The 13,119-nt window shown below is 68.4% G+C and carries 14 protein-coding genes; 4 read left to right on the top strand and 10 right to left on the bottom strand.

All coding sequences use genetic code 11. From position 1 onward, the window contains the following. Window positions 1-18: 18 nt before the first annotated feature. Window positions 19-897 carry a sterol desaturase family protein gene (locus tag TK90_RS11530; RefSeq protein WP_012983658.1) on the top strand — a complete coding sequence of 293 codons (879 nt, stop codon included), beginning with the start codon at window positions 19-21 and terminating at the stop codon, window positions 895-897. 27 nt (window positions 898-924) lie between these two features. Here TK90_RS11530 and argA read toward each other — a convergent pair whose 3' ends face one another. The 3 genes from argA to TK90_RS11515 all read right to left on the bottom strand — a co-directional run bounded on the left by argA (window position 925) and on the right by TK90_RS11515 (window position 3,132). After that, window positions 925-2,166, bottom strand: a complete 1,242-nt coding sequence (gene argA / locus TK90_RS11525; protein ID WP_018138916.1) for an amino-acid N-acetyltransferase — start codon at window positions 2,164-2,166, stop codon at window positions 925-927. Window positions 2,167-2,373: 207 nt separating this feature from the next. Then, on the bottom strand, window positions 2,374-2,844 hold the full coding sequence (locus TK90_RS11520) for a DUF192 domain-containing protein (RefSeq protein WP_012983656.1): 471 nt from the start codon (window positions 2,842-2,844) through the stop codon (window positions 2,374-2,376). Between the two features lie 15 nt (window positions 2,845-2,859). After that, the gene (locus TK90_RS11515; RefSeq protein ID WP_012983655.1) at window positions 2,860-3,132 is read right to left on the bottom strand and encodes a heavy-metal-associated domain-containing protein; all 273 of its coding nucleotides are present in this window, start codon (window positions 3,130-3,132) and stop codon (window positions 2,860-2,862) included. A gap of 82 nt (window positions 3,133-3,214) precedes the next feature. On the opposite strand from TK90_RS11515, the gene ilvD reads away from it, so the two are divergent. After that, on the top strand, window positions 3,215-5,062 hold the full coding sequence (gene ilvD, locus TK90_RS11510; RefSeq protein ID WP_012983654.1) for a dihydroxy-acid dehydratase: 1,848 nt from the start codon (window positions 3,215-3,217) through the stop codon (window positions 5,060-5,062). A gap of 192 nt (window positions 5,063-5,254) precedes the next feature. Further along, window positions 5,255-5,926, top strand: a complete 672-nt coding sequence (radC, locus tag TK90_RS11505; protein ID WP_018649101.1) for a DNA repair protein RadC — start codon at window positions 5,255-5,257, stop codon at window positions 5,924-5,926. Between the two features lie 7 nt (window positions 5,927-5,933). Here radC and TK90_RS11500 read toward each other — a convergent pair whose 3' ends face one another. From TK90_RS11500 to TK90_RS11475, 6 genes are all read right to left on the bottom strand, one after another. Further along, complete coding sequence (locus TK90_RS11500) at window positions 5,934-7,157, bottom strand: DUF418 domain-containing protein (RefSeq protein WP_020146848.1); 1,224 nt, start codon at window positions 7,155-7,157, stop codon at window positions 5,934-5,936. A gap of 135 nt (window positions 7,158-7,292) precedes the next feature. Then, the gene (locus tag TK90_RS11495; protein ID WP_012983651.1) at window positions 7,293-7,871 is read right to left on the bottom strand and encodes a YMGG-like glycine zipper-containing protein; all 579 of its coding nucleotides are present in this window, start codon (window positions 7,869-7,871) and stop codon (window positions 7,293-7,295) included. A 121-nt stretch (window positions 7,872-7,992) separates the two neighbouring features. Then, the gene (bioF, locus tag TK90_RS11490) at window positions 7,993-9,174 is read right to left on the bottom strand and encodes an 8-amino-7-oxononanoate synthase (RefSeq protein WP_012983650.1); all 1,182 of its coding nucleotides are present in this window, start codon (window positions 9,172-9,174) and stop codon (window positions 7,993-7,995) included. A 10-nt stretch (window positions 9,175-9,184) separates the two neighbouring features. Continuing rightward, the gene (locus TK90_RS11485; RefSeq protein WP_012983649.1) at window positions 9,185-9,937 is read right to left on the bottom strand and encodes a class I SAM-dependent methyltransferase; all 753 of its coding nucleotides are present in this window, start codon (window positions 9,935-9,937) and stop codon (window positions 9,185-9,187) included. Between the two features lie 13 nt (window positions 9,938-9,950). Further along, on the bottom strand, window positions 9,951-10,946 hold the full coding sequence (gene bioB / locus TK90_RS11480; protein WP_012983648.1) for a biotin synthase BioB: 996 nt from the start codon (window positions 10,944-10,946) through the stop codon (window positions 9,951-9,953). Beyond that, a complete protein-coding gene (locus TK90_RS11475) occupies window positions 10,943-11,401 on the bottom strand; it encodes a hypothetical protein (protein WP_012983647.1) in 459 nt (152 codons plus the stop codon). Before TK90_RS11475 ends, bioB begins: the two co-directional genes overlap by 4 nt. A 12-nt stretch (window positions 11,402-11,413) precedes the next feature. Between TK90_RS11475 and TK90_RS15460 the strand changes: the two genes are divergently transcribed. Continuing rightward, window positions 11,414-12,190 (top strand): ComF family protein, encoded by a 777-nt coding sequence (locus TK90_RS15460; protein WP_012983646.1) that lies wholly within the window; start codon window positions 11,414-11,416, stop codon window positions 12,188-12,190. A gap of 5 nt (window positions 12,191-12,195) precedes the next feature. Here TK90_RS15460 and ubiA read toward each other — a convergent pair whose 3' ends face one another. Continuing rightward, window positions 12,196-13,065 (bottom strand): 4-hydroxybenzoate octaprenyltransferase, encoded by an 870-nt coding sequence (gene ubiA / locus TK90_RS11465; protein WP_012983645.1) that lies wholly within the window; start codon window positions 13,063-13,065, stop codon window positions 12,196-12,198. Between the last annotated feature and the right edge of the window lie 54 nt (window positions 13,066-13,119).

Raw genomic sequence — 13,119 nt, 5'->3', positions numbered from 1 at the left:
CGAACGCAGGGCACACACATGGCGGACTGGTTTCTGGCGCAGGAGCCGATCATTCGGGTCGGCATCCTGCTGTCCGTTCTGGCGATCATGGCGACCTGGGAGATCCTGGGGCCGCGACGTCCCCTGTCGGTGGGCAAGGCCTATCGCTGGTCGAATAACTGGGGCGTGGTGATTACCGGCACGCTGCTGACCCGGTTCCTGTTCCCGGCGGGGCTGGTGGGCCTGGGGCTGTTCGTCGAGACCCAGGGCTGGGGGCTGCTGCAGATGCTGGACCTGCCCTTCTGGCTGGTCGTGCTGATCGCGGTCGTGGTCCTCGATTTCGCGATCTGGGCCCAGCACGTGATGTTTCATGCCGTCCCGTCGCTGTGGCGGCTGCACCGCATGCACCATGCGGATCTCGACTTCGACGTGACCACCGGCCTGCGCTTCCACCCGCTGGAAATTGTGCTGTCGTTCGGTATCAAGGCCATGGTGGTGGTCGCAATCGGCGCCCCGGCACTGGCGGTGCTGATCTTCGAGGTGATCCTCAGCTCGCTGGCCCTGTTCAACCACTCCAACGTGCGCATGCCGGCCGCGGTGGACCGGGTGCTGCGCTGGTTCATCGTCACGCCGGACTTCCACCGCGTCCACCATTCCTGGTATCCGCACGAGACCAACTCGAACTTCGGATTCAACCTCTCGCTCTGGGACCGGATCATGGGGACCTACCGCGCGCAGCCGCAGGACGGGCATGACGGGATGACGATTGGGCTGAACCAGTTCCGCGACCCCGCCTGGGAGCGGCTCGATCGCATGCTGATCCAGCCATTCGTCGGGCCCGCCGACAGCTATCCGATCAATCGCCGCCCAGAGACCGAGGGGGATTCGCGGGAGGAGGTCACCCGCCGCCGGCGCTGATGGCGCGGTTGCGGCGGGCGGCCGGGGTCAGGGCTGGAGCCGTTTCGTGTAGACCCGGGAGTTTCGCGCCTGGTTGTAGTGCGCGCGCCGCTCGGGCGGCAGATCGTCGACCTTTCCGGTCGTGTAGCCGCGCTCCTGGAACCACTGCGCGGTGCGGGTCGTCAGCACGAACAGCTGCCGTGCGCCCTGTTCCCGCGCCAGTGACTCCATGGCCGCCAGCAGGCGGTCGCCCCGTCCGCTGCCGCGATAGTCGGCGTGCAGAGCCAGGCAGGCGATCTCCGCCGCTTGTTCGCCAAACGGATACAGCGCGGCGGTGCCGATGATCAGACCGTCGACATCCAGCACCTGGAAGCGCTCGATTTCCAGCTCCAGGTGCTCGCGTGCACGATGGACCAGGATGCCCTCGGCCTCCAGCGGCTGCAGCAGGGCATGGATACCGCCGACATCGTCGATCGTTGCCTGACGCAGCCGCTCCAGCGGTTCGCGCGAGACCAGCGTGCCGATCCCCTGGCGGGTGAACAGCTCGATCAGCAGCCCGCCATCGTCATGGCGGTCCACCAGGTGGACGCGCATCTCGCGCTGGCGGCAGGCATCGATCGCGCTCTTGAGGTGATTGGCCAGCTCCTCCGGCAGATCGTCCGATTCCGCCAGGAGCCGTTCCGCGGCGGGCACGGTCAGCTGGCCCAGGACCCCGTGTTGTGGATCGCGCAGGACCCCCGCCTCGGTCAGGAAGATCAGCTTGTCCGCGTTCAGGGCGATCGCGACCTGGGTTGCCACGTCCTCGCCGGAGAGGTTGAACACCTCACCGGTGGGCGAGTACCCCAGCGGCGAAACCAGCGCCACCTGATCCTGGTCCAGCAGGTTGCGCAGGGCCTCGGTATCGACCCCGCGCACCTCGCCGGTGTAGTGAAAGTCCACGCCGCCACGCACGCCAAGCGGGCGCGCGGTGACGAAATTGCCGCTGGCCACGCGCAGCCGTGCATTGCCGGTGCCCGGCTGCCCCAGGCTGCGCGACAGCAGGCCCTCGATCTGCAGGCGCAGCCGGCCGACTGCATCCAGTACCGCCTCCAGCGCCGGCGCGTCGGTGACTCGCAGGCCCTCCGCGTACTGCGGCGTCAGGCCGCTCTCGGCCAGTCGGGCCTCGATCTGGGGGCGCACGCCATAGACCAGCACCACACGCACACCGAGCGCGTGCAGTTTGGCGATATCGCGCATCAGCTCCGGGAATTCCGGTGCCAGCGCAGCCTCGCCGGCCAGGGCGATGACCATGGTTCGACCCCGGTGCGCGGCGATATACGGCACCGCCCCGCGGAACCAGTCGAGTTCCGAGGGGTGCGGGGCGGCCCGGGTTTCACTGGGTGCGCCGGGCGTGGCACTGGCGGTGGCGGGAGGGTTCACGGGCGTGTCCGCGCGCGGATGGGCTTGTCGGACAGTGTAGGGAAAGCACGCGGTGGGCGCATCAGTGTGAGATCTGGGCTATTTCTTGCCCAGTGCGCGCGGGAGATCGTCGATCCGGTCGCCGGCGCTGACATCGTTTTCCGCGAACCAGCCCGCGTTGACCTCCAGCGCATAGAGCACGTCGCGCTCGGCTTCGTGCAGGGTGGTGGTCTGCGGCTCCATGGTCTCGATGTTGGTGATGCGGTAGTCGGTATCAATGAACGCGACGTCCAGCGGGATGTAGGTGTTGCGCATCCACATCGCGTAACGTGCCGGGCGGTCCCAGACGAACAGCATCCCGCGGTCGTCGGCCAGTTCCTCGCGGTACATCAGGCCCTGGCGGCGGGCCGGCTCGTCGGCGGCGATCTCGATGGTCAGCGTGCGCTCGCCGACCTTGAGTTCGGCGACGGGCAGGCCGGACTCGGCCTGGGTCGCGCCCCACAGCAGCAGGACCCCCAGCAAAGCCGCGCCCGCCACGAGGGCGGGCGCGATACGCGAGACTGCACGCATGCCGTCCGTTGCCGGCTAGTCGCCGCTCATGCGCCCCACGGCGCAGCTGGCGAAGGACTTGGCCTTGGCGCTGGCGGAACGCAGACCGGAGACCGAGCCCACCTCGGGGTAGCCCATGCTGGCCAGCTTCGCCGCGACCGCTTCGCGGGCGCTATCCGGGGCATGGACTTCCACGGCGCCGCCTTCCACATCGACCTCGGCTTCAGTGACGCCTTCGACCTGCATCAGGCCCTTGCGGATGGAGCTGGCGCAGCCGCCACATTTGATGTTCTCGACCTCGATTTTCATCAACGTTTCCTCCGGAAACTGGGGTTTGTACGACTCATTATGTACGATTCCGCATCTGCATAAACGTTCACGAGATCCGACCATGCCCGCCTATCGTTCCCGCACCACCACCCACGGCCGCAACATGGCCGGCGCCCGCGCCCTGTGGCGCGCCACCGGCATGAAGGATGGCGACTTCGGCAAGCCGATCATCGCCATCGCCAACTCCTTCACCCAGTTCGTGCCCGGGCACGTGCACCTGAAGGATCTGGGCCAGCTGGTCGCCGGCGAAGTGGAGAAGGCCGGTGGTGTGGCCAAGGAGTTCAACACCATCGCGGTGGATGACGGTATCGCGATGGGCCACGGCGGGATGCTCTATTCGCTGCCCTCGCGCGAGATTATCGCCGATTCGGTGGAGTACATGGTCAATGCCCACTGCGCCGATGCGCTGGTGTGCATCTCGAACTGCGACAAGATCACCCCGGGCATGCTGATGGCCGCGATGCGTCTGAACATCCCGGTGGTCTTCGTCTCCGGCGGCCCGATGGAGGCTGGCAAGGTGAAGCAGCCGGGTACCGACAACGTGATCCACCTGGATCTGGTGGATGCGATGGTCAAGGCCGCGGACTCCAGCGCCAGCGACGAGGAGGTGGAGGCCATCGAGCGCTCCGCCTGCCCGACCTGTGGATCCTGCTCCGGCATGTTCACCGCCAACTCGATGAACTGCCTGACCGAGGCCCTGGGCCTGTCGCTGCCGGGCAACGGCTCGCTGCTGGCCACCCATGCCGGGCGCAAGTCGCTGTTCGAACAGGCCGGTCGGCGCGTGGTCGAGCTCGCGAAGCGCTACTACGAGCAGGACGACGAATCCGTGCTGCCGCGTTCGATCGCCACCTTCGAGGCCTTCGAGAACGCGATGAGCCTGGACATCGCGATGGGCGGCTCCACCAATACCGTGCTGCACCTGCTGGCGGCCGCGCGCGAGGGCGACGTGGACTTCACCATGGCGGATATCGACCGCCTGTCGCGCAAGGTCCCGAACCTGTGCAAGGTGGCGCCGGCCACCCAGCTCTATCACATGGAGGACGTGCACCGCGCCGGTGGCGTCGTCGGCATCCTGGCCGAGCTGGACCGTGGTGGGCTGATCCACCGCGATATCCCGACGGTCCACGCCGACACCATGGGCCAGGCGCTGGAGCAGTGGGATGTGATGCGCCACGCCGCTGCCTCCGAGACCCTGTACAAGGCCGCGCCGGGCGGCGTGCCCACTCAGGTCGCGTTCAGCCAGGACAAGACCTGGGACAGCCTCGACATCGACCGCGAGAACGGCTGTATCCGCGATATCGAACATGCCTACTCCCAGGACGGCGGCCTGGCCGTGCTCTACGGCAACATGGCCCCGGACGGCTGCATCGTGAAGACCGCGGGGGTCGACGAGAGCATCCTGAAGTTCTCCGGCCCCGCGCGGGTGTTCGAGAGCCAGGACGCGGCCGTCGAGGCGATCCTCGGTGACCGCATCCAGGCGGGTGACGTCGTGATCATCCGCTACGAGGGTCCGAAGGGCGGCCCCGGCATGCAGGAGATGCTCTACCCGACCTCGTATCTGAAGTCCAAGGGGCTGGGCAAGGAATGCGCGCTGATCACCGACGGGCGCTTCTCCGGCGGTACTTCCGGGCTGTCCATCGGCCACGTCTCCCCGGAGGCCGCGCAGGGCGGCGCGATCGGCCTGATCGAGGAGGGCGACACCATCGTGATCGACATCCCCGGGCGCGAGATCCGCATCGACGTCGACGACGCCACCCTGGCAGCCCGGCGCGAGGCGATGGAGGCCCGTGGCGCGAAGGCCTGGAAGCCCGAGTCGCGGACCCGCCCGGTCACCCAGGCCCTGCGCGCCTACGCCCTGATGACGACCTCCGCCGCCTTCGGCGCGGTGCGTGATATCTCCCGCTTCTAGGACTGACCGAGGGCTACCAGCAGGGTCGTAGGATGCGTTGAGCGGCAGCGAAACGCATCATGCTTGCCATTGGTGTCCGAATCGATGCGTTTCGCTGCCGCTCAACGCATCCTACGGTTCTTCGCTACGGTCGGGATGACCGAGACGGCCTGGAACGAAAAAACCAAACGACTGAACCACAGGGAGGTGGGGATGGCGATTACCGACTGGCCCGCGGCCGAGCGCCCGCGGGAGAAGCTGATCGAACGGGGCGCGGCTGCGCTTTCGGACGCAGAGCTGCTGGCGATCTTTCTGCGCACCGGCGTGGCCGGCAAGAGCGCGGTCGATGTCGCGCGCGATCTGCTCAGCCGCTTCGGCGGGCTGCGGCCTCTATTGCAGTCCGATCAGGCGGGATTTTGCGCGGCGCCGGGGCTGGGGGATGCCAAATACGCCCAGCTCCAGGCGGTGCTCGAGATGGGTCGGCGGCACCTCGCCGCCGACCTGGAGCGTGGCGATGCGTTGACCTCGCCGACTGCCACCCGCCAGTTCCTTGCGGCGCGTCTGCGCGACTATCCCTTCGAGGTCTTCGCGGTCCTGTTCCTGGATAACCGCCATCGGGTGATCGCCTTCGAGGAGCTGTTCCGCGGCACGATTGACGGCGCCGCCGTGCACCCGCGCGAGGTCGTGCGGCGTGTGCTGCACCACAATGCGGCCGCGGTGATCCTTGCCCACAACCACCCGTCCGGGGTGGCCGAGCCCTCGGGCTCGGATATCGCGATCACCCGGCGTTTGACCGAGGCCCTCGGGCTGGTGGATGTGCGGATACTCGATCACGTGGTGATCGCCGACACCCCCGTATCCATGGCTGAACGGGGGCTGCTGTAGACCCTGGCTAGCTTGCCAGGCGCCGCCAGAGGGTCTCGATTGGCCCGGGGCCGATGTAGCGTTGCCAGAGCAGGGAGAAGGTGATCTGGAACACCCAGATCGCCAGCACGATGCCGAGCAGTTCGAGGTGCCCGAACTGCGAGAACAGGCCGAGCCCGATCCCGTAGAAGATCATCGCGGCGAGGATCGACTGGCCGATGTAGTTGGTCAGCGCGAGGCGGCCGACCGCCTCGAGGGCGCGGATGACGCCTGGCAGGATCCGCCGCCGCCCGTCGGGGTGGGCCAGCAGGATCACCAGGGCGACCCAGGCCAGGGCAATCGCGACACTGCCCCACAGGTTGGCGATGCGGCCCAGGAACATCGAGTAGCGCAGATCCCACTCCACGGCCGTGTTGAACCACAGCCCCGCCAGTACCAGCGGGATGCCGGCGCCCAGTCCGATCAGCACGACGCGCCGATAGCCGGCCAGTGACCAGGTCCCGTGAAGGAAACCGAGCCGCAGCAGGGCCATGCCGATGAACATCATCGCGAGCATCTGCCACAGGCGCTCGGAGAAGAACATCCACAGCTGCGCAGTCAGTGCACCGGTCGCCCGTTCGCCGGTCGCCGCCAGCCAGTGCAGGGACATCCGGTTGAGCTCGTCGCTGACGACATCGGCGCCGGGCTGCCAGTAGCGCTCGTTGAGCGTCTGCAGCCAGTGCTCGGGGACAAGGAAGATCAGGATCGCGCTCAGAACGAGCCAGAGCGCGGTCAGTCCTCCGAGCAGCGCGACCCCGAAGGCCAGGAGCGTCATCGGCGGGTGGTCGCGAAAATGCATGGCCACCAGTCCGCACACCGCGTATGCCGCGAGGATGTCGCCGGGCCACAGGATCAGCCCGTGTGCCAGCCCGATCAGGAACAGCCAGCCCATGCGGCGGCGAAAGCGCTGCTCGAAGGTGTCGGCCGGATGGCGCGAACCCGAGGCCATCAGCACGATCCCGGCCCCGAACAGCAGGGTCAGCATGCTGATGAACTTCTCGTCCGCCAGCACGTGGACCACGACCCAGGCGATCCAGTCCGCCAGCGGGAGGGGGCCGAGAGCCATCGGATTCAGGTATTCGCTGGAGATGCGTCCGAACGACTGGATGTTCATCACCAGGATGCCGAGGATCGCGACTCCGCGCAGCACATCCAGAACGATCACGCGTTCCGGTGCGGACGGGGACGTATTGGCGGGCAGGATCCGGGCCATGGAGTGAGACATTCCGTGCTGTGCGGCCCTTCGGTAGCCGGACGGAAGGTGTGGCCGGCCGGGGCAGGGCAGGGTGGCCCTGCAGGATAGGCGATGGTGCCCGGGGGCGTTCAAGGCCCCCGGGCCAATGGTCGTTTATCCGCGGATCTCCCAGTGTCCGGGTTCGTCCGGGCAAGCCGTACCGGTGTGGCGTTCGCCGTCGATCATCATCTCGAAGTCGCGGCAGCCGCTGTCGCGAACGCGCCCCGGCGTCATGTGCACCGGCTGCCCATTGGCATTGTCCCAGTAGACGGGCTGTCCGGGCTCGGCCAGTTCCAGGGCATGTCCCATGCAGGCCTGGTCATTGCGGTCCATCTGGCGTCCGATCATGCCGCCCAGGACCGCGCCCCCCGCCGCCCCGATCAGAATGGCCACCGGATCGCCGTCGCCGACCTGGTGGCCGATGACGGCGCCGGCACCGCCGCCAATCGCCGCGCCGATTGCGTCGCGGTTGCAGCGGCCGTCCATCACGCCGTAGTCGTGTTCCCAGCGGTCAACACTGTAGCCGTGGTACCCGGCATACCCCGGGTCGTTCTGCGCGCGCCAGCCGTGGGCCGGTGCCCAGGGCGGTGGGGCGGCCAGGGTGTCGGCGGCGAAGCCGAACAGCATCGCGGCCGCCAGCGCCTTCAGATGAGTGGGTACACCGCGTCGGGAATGGTTGCGTTTCCGTGCCATGGTCCGTCTCCTTTCGACCGTGCTCGGCCCCAGCCTCGCGCGGGGTCGCTGAACGGTTCTTTAACGGGGAATGGCGGTTTTCGGAAACGTGAAGGGCGTCAATGCCGGGGTGTGTACGGGTTCACGGAGTCGCATGATCGAGGGCCTGCTCCAGCGCCCGTAGCAAGGCATCCACCTGAGCCTCGGTGTGGGCGGCGGACAGGGTGATGCGCAGCCGTGCCTGGCCCTCGGGGACTGTGGGCGGACGGATCGCCGGGACCAGAAACCCGGCGGCCAGCAGCCTCTCGGCCACGTCGCTAGCGCGGTGGGCGTCACCGATCTGGACCGGCTGGATGGGGGTCAACGGAGGCGGGTGCTGCAGGCCGAGCCGGTCCAGGCCCGCCCCCAGGCGCTGGAGCAGGTCCTGCAGGTGCGCCCGCCGATCCGTTGCGGCCTCGGCGATGCGCACGGACGCCAGCGTTGCGGCGGCGAGGGCGGCCGGCATCGCGGTGGTATAGATGTAGGGCCGGGCGGTCTGGATCAGGGTCTCGATCAGGGCTTCGGAGCCGGCAACGAAGGCCCCGGCGGCGCCGAATCCCTTACCCAGCGTGCCCATCAGGATCGGCACATCGTCCGCGCCGAGGCCGTGGTGCTGGCAGCTGCCGCCACCGGTCGCGCCCAGCACCGACAGGCCGTGGGCGTCATCCACCATCAGCCAGGCATCGAACTCGCGCGCCAGCGCGGCTAGCTCCGGCAGGGGTGCGATATCCCCGTCCATGGAGAACACCCCGTCGGTGACGACCAGCCGATGCCCGCGATCGGGAGCCCGCTCCAGGCGATCGCGCAGGTGCCCGGGATCGGCATGACGATAGCGCTGGCTGCGCGCGCCGGCCAGGCGCACGGCATCGATCAGCGAGGCATGGTTCCAGCGGTCCTCGAACACCGTGTCGTGGCGGCCGGCCAGCGTCTGTACCAGCGCCAGGTTGGCCATGTAGCCGGTCGAGAACAGCAGCGCGCGCTCGCGCCCGGTGAAGCGCGCCAGCGCCTGCTCCAGTTCCACATGGGCGCGGGTGTGGCCGTTGATCAGATGGGCGGCCCCGGCCCCAAACCCGTAGCGGTCGAGGGCCTCGCGGGCGGCGGCGGCGACGGCCGGATCCGCCGCCAGACCCAGGTAGTCGTTGGAGCAGAAGGCAACAACCGGCTGGCCGTCGATGACCTGCTCCGGTTGCTGCGGACCGTCCAGCGTGCGCAGCCGGCGCCAGCGACCGTCCGTGCGCACGCGGTCGAGACGGGCCTGCAGGAAGGCCTGCAGCGAGGTGCTCATGGTGACGGACTCACGGCCGCAGCCCGGCGCGCAGGAAGATCGGCCAGTGCAGGCGGGCGGTGATGTCCGCGTTCGGCCACAGTGCGTGCAGGGCTGGCTCCAGTGCGGCCAGCGGATCCTGGCCGGCCGTCTGCGCGCGGCGGATGGCTGACCAGGTGCCGAGGTAGCCGAGCAGGGTGTCGCGGCCCCATTCGCGGTCGATCCGAAACTCGGGCGTCTCGATCTCCGGCCAGGGGAACGGCAGGTCGCGGTAGTGGCTGCGGATATGGCTGCGTTCTTCCGGCCACCAGGGCGCCAGGGTGGTGTCGTGAAAGTCGGTCAGCAGGCGGTCCAGCGCCGGGTCCTCGGCGCGCAGGATGCCGTAGCCCCAGATCGCCAGCAGGCCGCCCGGGCGCAGGACGCGTGCAACCTCGTCATGGAACTCGGCGTGGCGAAACCAGTGCGCGGCCTGGGCGACGCAGGCGAGATCCACCGAGGTATCGGCCAGTGCGCAGGCCTCGGCGGCGCAGGCTACTCGGTTGATCCCGGCTGTCGCCGGCAGAGCGGCCAGCAGGGCTGGGGCGGCATCGGTCGCTACGACCTGGGAGAAGTGAGGCTGCAGGCCCTGCGCGGCCTGGCCATTGCCGCTGGCGCAGTCCCAGGCCTGTTCGTGGTGCGGGGTGCGCGCGGCCAGCCAGTCAAAGAGATCGGCGGGGTAGTCCGGGCGGTGGCGGGCATACGCCGCCGCCACCGCCGAGAAATGATCGGGAAAGTCGCCCGCCACTGGCCGGTCGGCATCAGGCCGATGCGGAGGCGGGCCGGTCCGATTCCCCGGGGGCTTCCGGCCCGGTCTCCGGGTGCAGGCCGAGGCGTTCGAACAGCGCGAGGTCGTGGTTCTCGCCGGGGTTCGGTGTGGTCAGCAGGGTGTCGCCGTAGAACAGCGAGTTGGCGCCGGCCAGGAAGCACAGGGCCTGCATCTCGTCGGACATCTCGGTGCGCCCGGCGGACAGGCGCACGTAGGAGGCCGGCATCAGGATGCGGGTGGCGGCGATGGTGCGCACAAACTCCAGCGGGTCGAGGTCCTCGATCCCGTGCAGTGGGGTGCCCTCGACCTGGATCAGCTGATTGATCGGGACTGACTCCGGGTGCTTCGGCAGGTTGGCCATCTGCTGCAGCAGACGCGCCCGGTCACGGCGCGATTCGCCCATGCCGAGGATGCCGCCGCAGCATACGTTCATGCCCGCTTCGCGTACGTGTTCCAGGGTTTCCAGGCGGTCTTCGTAGGTGCGCGTCGAGATGATGTGCCCGTAGAACTCCGGCGAGGTGTCGAGATTGTGGTTGTAGTAGTCCAGACCTGCCTCGGACAGGCGCTTCGCCTGCTCGGCCTTCAGCATGCCGAGGGTCATGCAGGTCTCCAGACCCTCGTCCTTGACCGCGCGCACCATCTCGATCACGCGCTCCAGGTTCTTGTCGGTGGGGTTGCGCCAGGCGGCACCCATGCAGAAGCGGGTCGCACCCTGGGCGCGGGCGTTGCGCGCCGCCTCCAGCACCTCGTCCAGTGGCAGCAGGCGCTCGCGTTCCAGCTCCACTTCGTGGTGCGCGCTCTGCGGGCAGTAGGCGCAGTCCTCGGGGCAGGCCCCGGTCTTGATCGACAGCAACGTGCTGACCTGTACTGCGTTCGGATCGAAGTGTTCGCGGTGCACGGTCTGCGCGCGGAAGATCAGGTCATTCAGCGGCAGGTCGAGCAGGGCCTCGACCTCGTCGGTGTTCCAGTCGTGGCGGGGCGTGCTCATGAGTGTGGCTCCTTGTCGGCTTCCGCCGGGATGGCGACATCGGCCCAGGGTTCGCGGTAGACGCGGAACAGGGCGTAGACCGTCCACGGCAGCAGGATGGCGGCAGCCACGGCCCAATAGGCGCGGTAGTAGGCCAGATCCGGCGGGAAGAAGGTGGCGACCCCGATCAGCAGGCCCATCAGCGCGTAGTAGCGATAGGCCGCCCACTGCGTGAAATGGCCCACGCGCGGATCGGGGTGGTGCTTGTTCAGGGCGTACACCAGCATGGAGGCGCCAAACCACAGCACTAGCGGCACGATGCCCATGATCGCGGCAATGATGAAGCCGACTCCGACCCCCTCGCTGCTAACCACAAACAGCGGGATGCCGGCAATCGACACGCTGATCAGATTGCCGACGTCGAACATCGCGGCGGCGCGCCGCGAACTGCGTGCGGAGACGGTCTTGGTCGCCATGGACTACCCTGAATGCAAAAGCGGAAGCATACCATCATGGCTCATCCCCCTTCAGCCACGCCGGGGCAAACTGGAGAGCGATCGGGCGCGCTGCGTGCGCTGAGCGCCTGGGCGGCCCGGGCGCTGTATCCCGACCACTGTGGCTTGTGTCTGGCCCCGTTGCCGGAGGGCGGGGCCATCTGTCCTGCCTGCCGCAAGGACCTGGTGCGGGTGGAGGCCCCGTGCCCGGGTTGCGCGGCACCCCTGCCGGCGACAGTGGCCTGCCCCGCCTGTCAGCGCCGCCCTCCGGCAGTAGACGCCCTGCGGGCGCCATGGGCCTATGCCTGGCCGCTGGATCGGGTGCTGCTGGCCTACAAGCGCAGCGGCCACGCCCGCGCTGAACGGATCCTCGTGGACCTGGCCGCACAGGCAGCCCGCGAACGCCGGGATGTGCCGACACCGTTGCCTACCCGCGTGGTGCCCGTTCCATTGCACCCCTCGCGCCTGCGCGAGCGCGGGTTCAATCAGTGCGAGCCGCTGGCGCGGTGCGTCGCCGAGGTCCTGGGGCTCCCGCTGGATACCGCATGCGTTCGCCGCGTACGGGCCACGCCTTCGCAGCAGACGCTGAGCGGTCCACAGCGGCGCCGGAACCTGCGCGATGCATTTGCCGTGAACGCGGAGTTGGCGGGCGAGCGGGTGCTGCTGGTGGACGATGTGGTCACGACCGGGGCGACCCTGGATGCGCTGGCCCGTGCGCTGCGGGCGGCGGGAGCGGCATCGGTCGAGGGTCTGGCGCTTGCCCGCGCGTAACCGAGTTAGCCCCCCAGATGATGGTCTGCGATCATCGCGAGCAGGACCACGGCACCGAGATAATGGTTGTTCTTGAATGCCCGCAGGCAGTCGGTCGGCTCGCGTTCGGCGATCAGGAACTGCTGGTAGAACATCAGCATCGCCACGATCACCAGCCCCGCCGTGTAGTAGCCGCCGAGCCCGGCATGCTGGCCGATCAGGTACAGCCCCAGCCAGACGAGCACCTGGAGCCCCGCGGTGATCAGACGGTCCATCTCGCCGAACGCGATGGCGGTGGACTTCACCCCGATTTTCAGGTCGTCTTCTCGGTCCACCATCCCGTAGAAGGTGTCATACACCACGGTCCAGGCCAGCACGGTCACGTACAGCAGCCAGGCGAGCGGCGGCGGGTGATCCCCGGTGACCGCGGTAAAGGCCATGGGCACGGCCCAGGCGAAGGCCGCGCCCAGGTGCACCTGCGGAAAGTGGTGAAAGCGCTTGGCGAAGGGATAGGTAGCGGCCAGCACCACCGCGACCAGGGAATAGAGAATGGTCAGCAGGTTGGTGAACAGGACCAGCACGAAGGCGGTCAGGGCCAGCACGGCGAAGGTCGCCAGTGCCTCGTTCGGGGTGATCGTGCCCAGCGCCAGCGGGCGGTCGCGCGTACGGGCGACATGGGCGTCGAAGTCGCGGTCCGCGTAGTCGTTGATCGCACAGCCGGCCGAGCGCATCAGCACGACGCCGGCAACGAAGATGAAGATCAGCGAACCCGGCGGCCAGCCCTCGGCTGCGATCCAGAGCGCCCACAGGGTCGGCCACAGCAGCAGATAGATGCCGACAGGTCGGTCCAGGCGGACCAGTCGGGCCAGTTCCCACAGGCGTGCACGTGCGTCCATGGCGGCCAAGCTTACCAGCCCGGCGCGCCGGATGGATGCGGAAGGGGGCGGGTC

It is taken from the genome of Thioalkalivibrio sp. K90mix (assembly GCF_000025545.1).
Lineage (GTDB): Bacteria > Pseudomonadota > Gammaproteobacteria > Ectothiorhodospirales > Ectothiorhodospiraceae > Thioalkalivibrio.
Note: the sequence above shows the minus strand (reverse complement) of the source record. Positions and strands in the feature narration are given on the sequence as shown.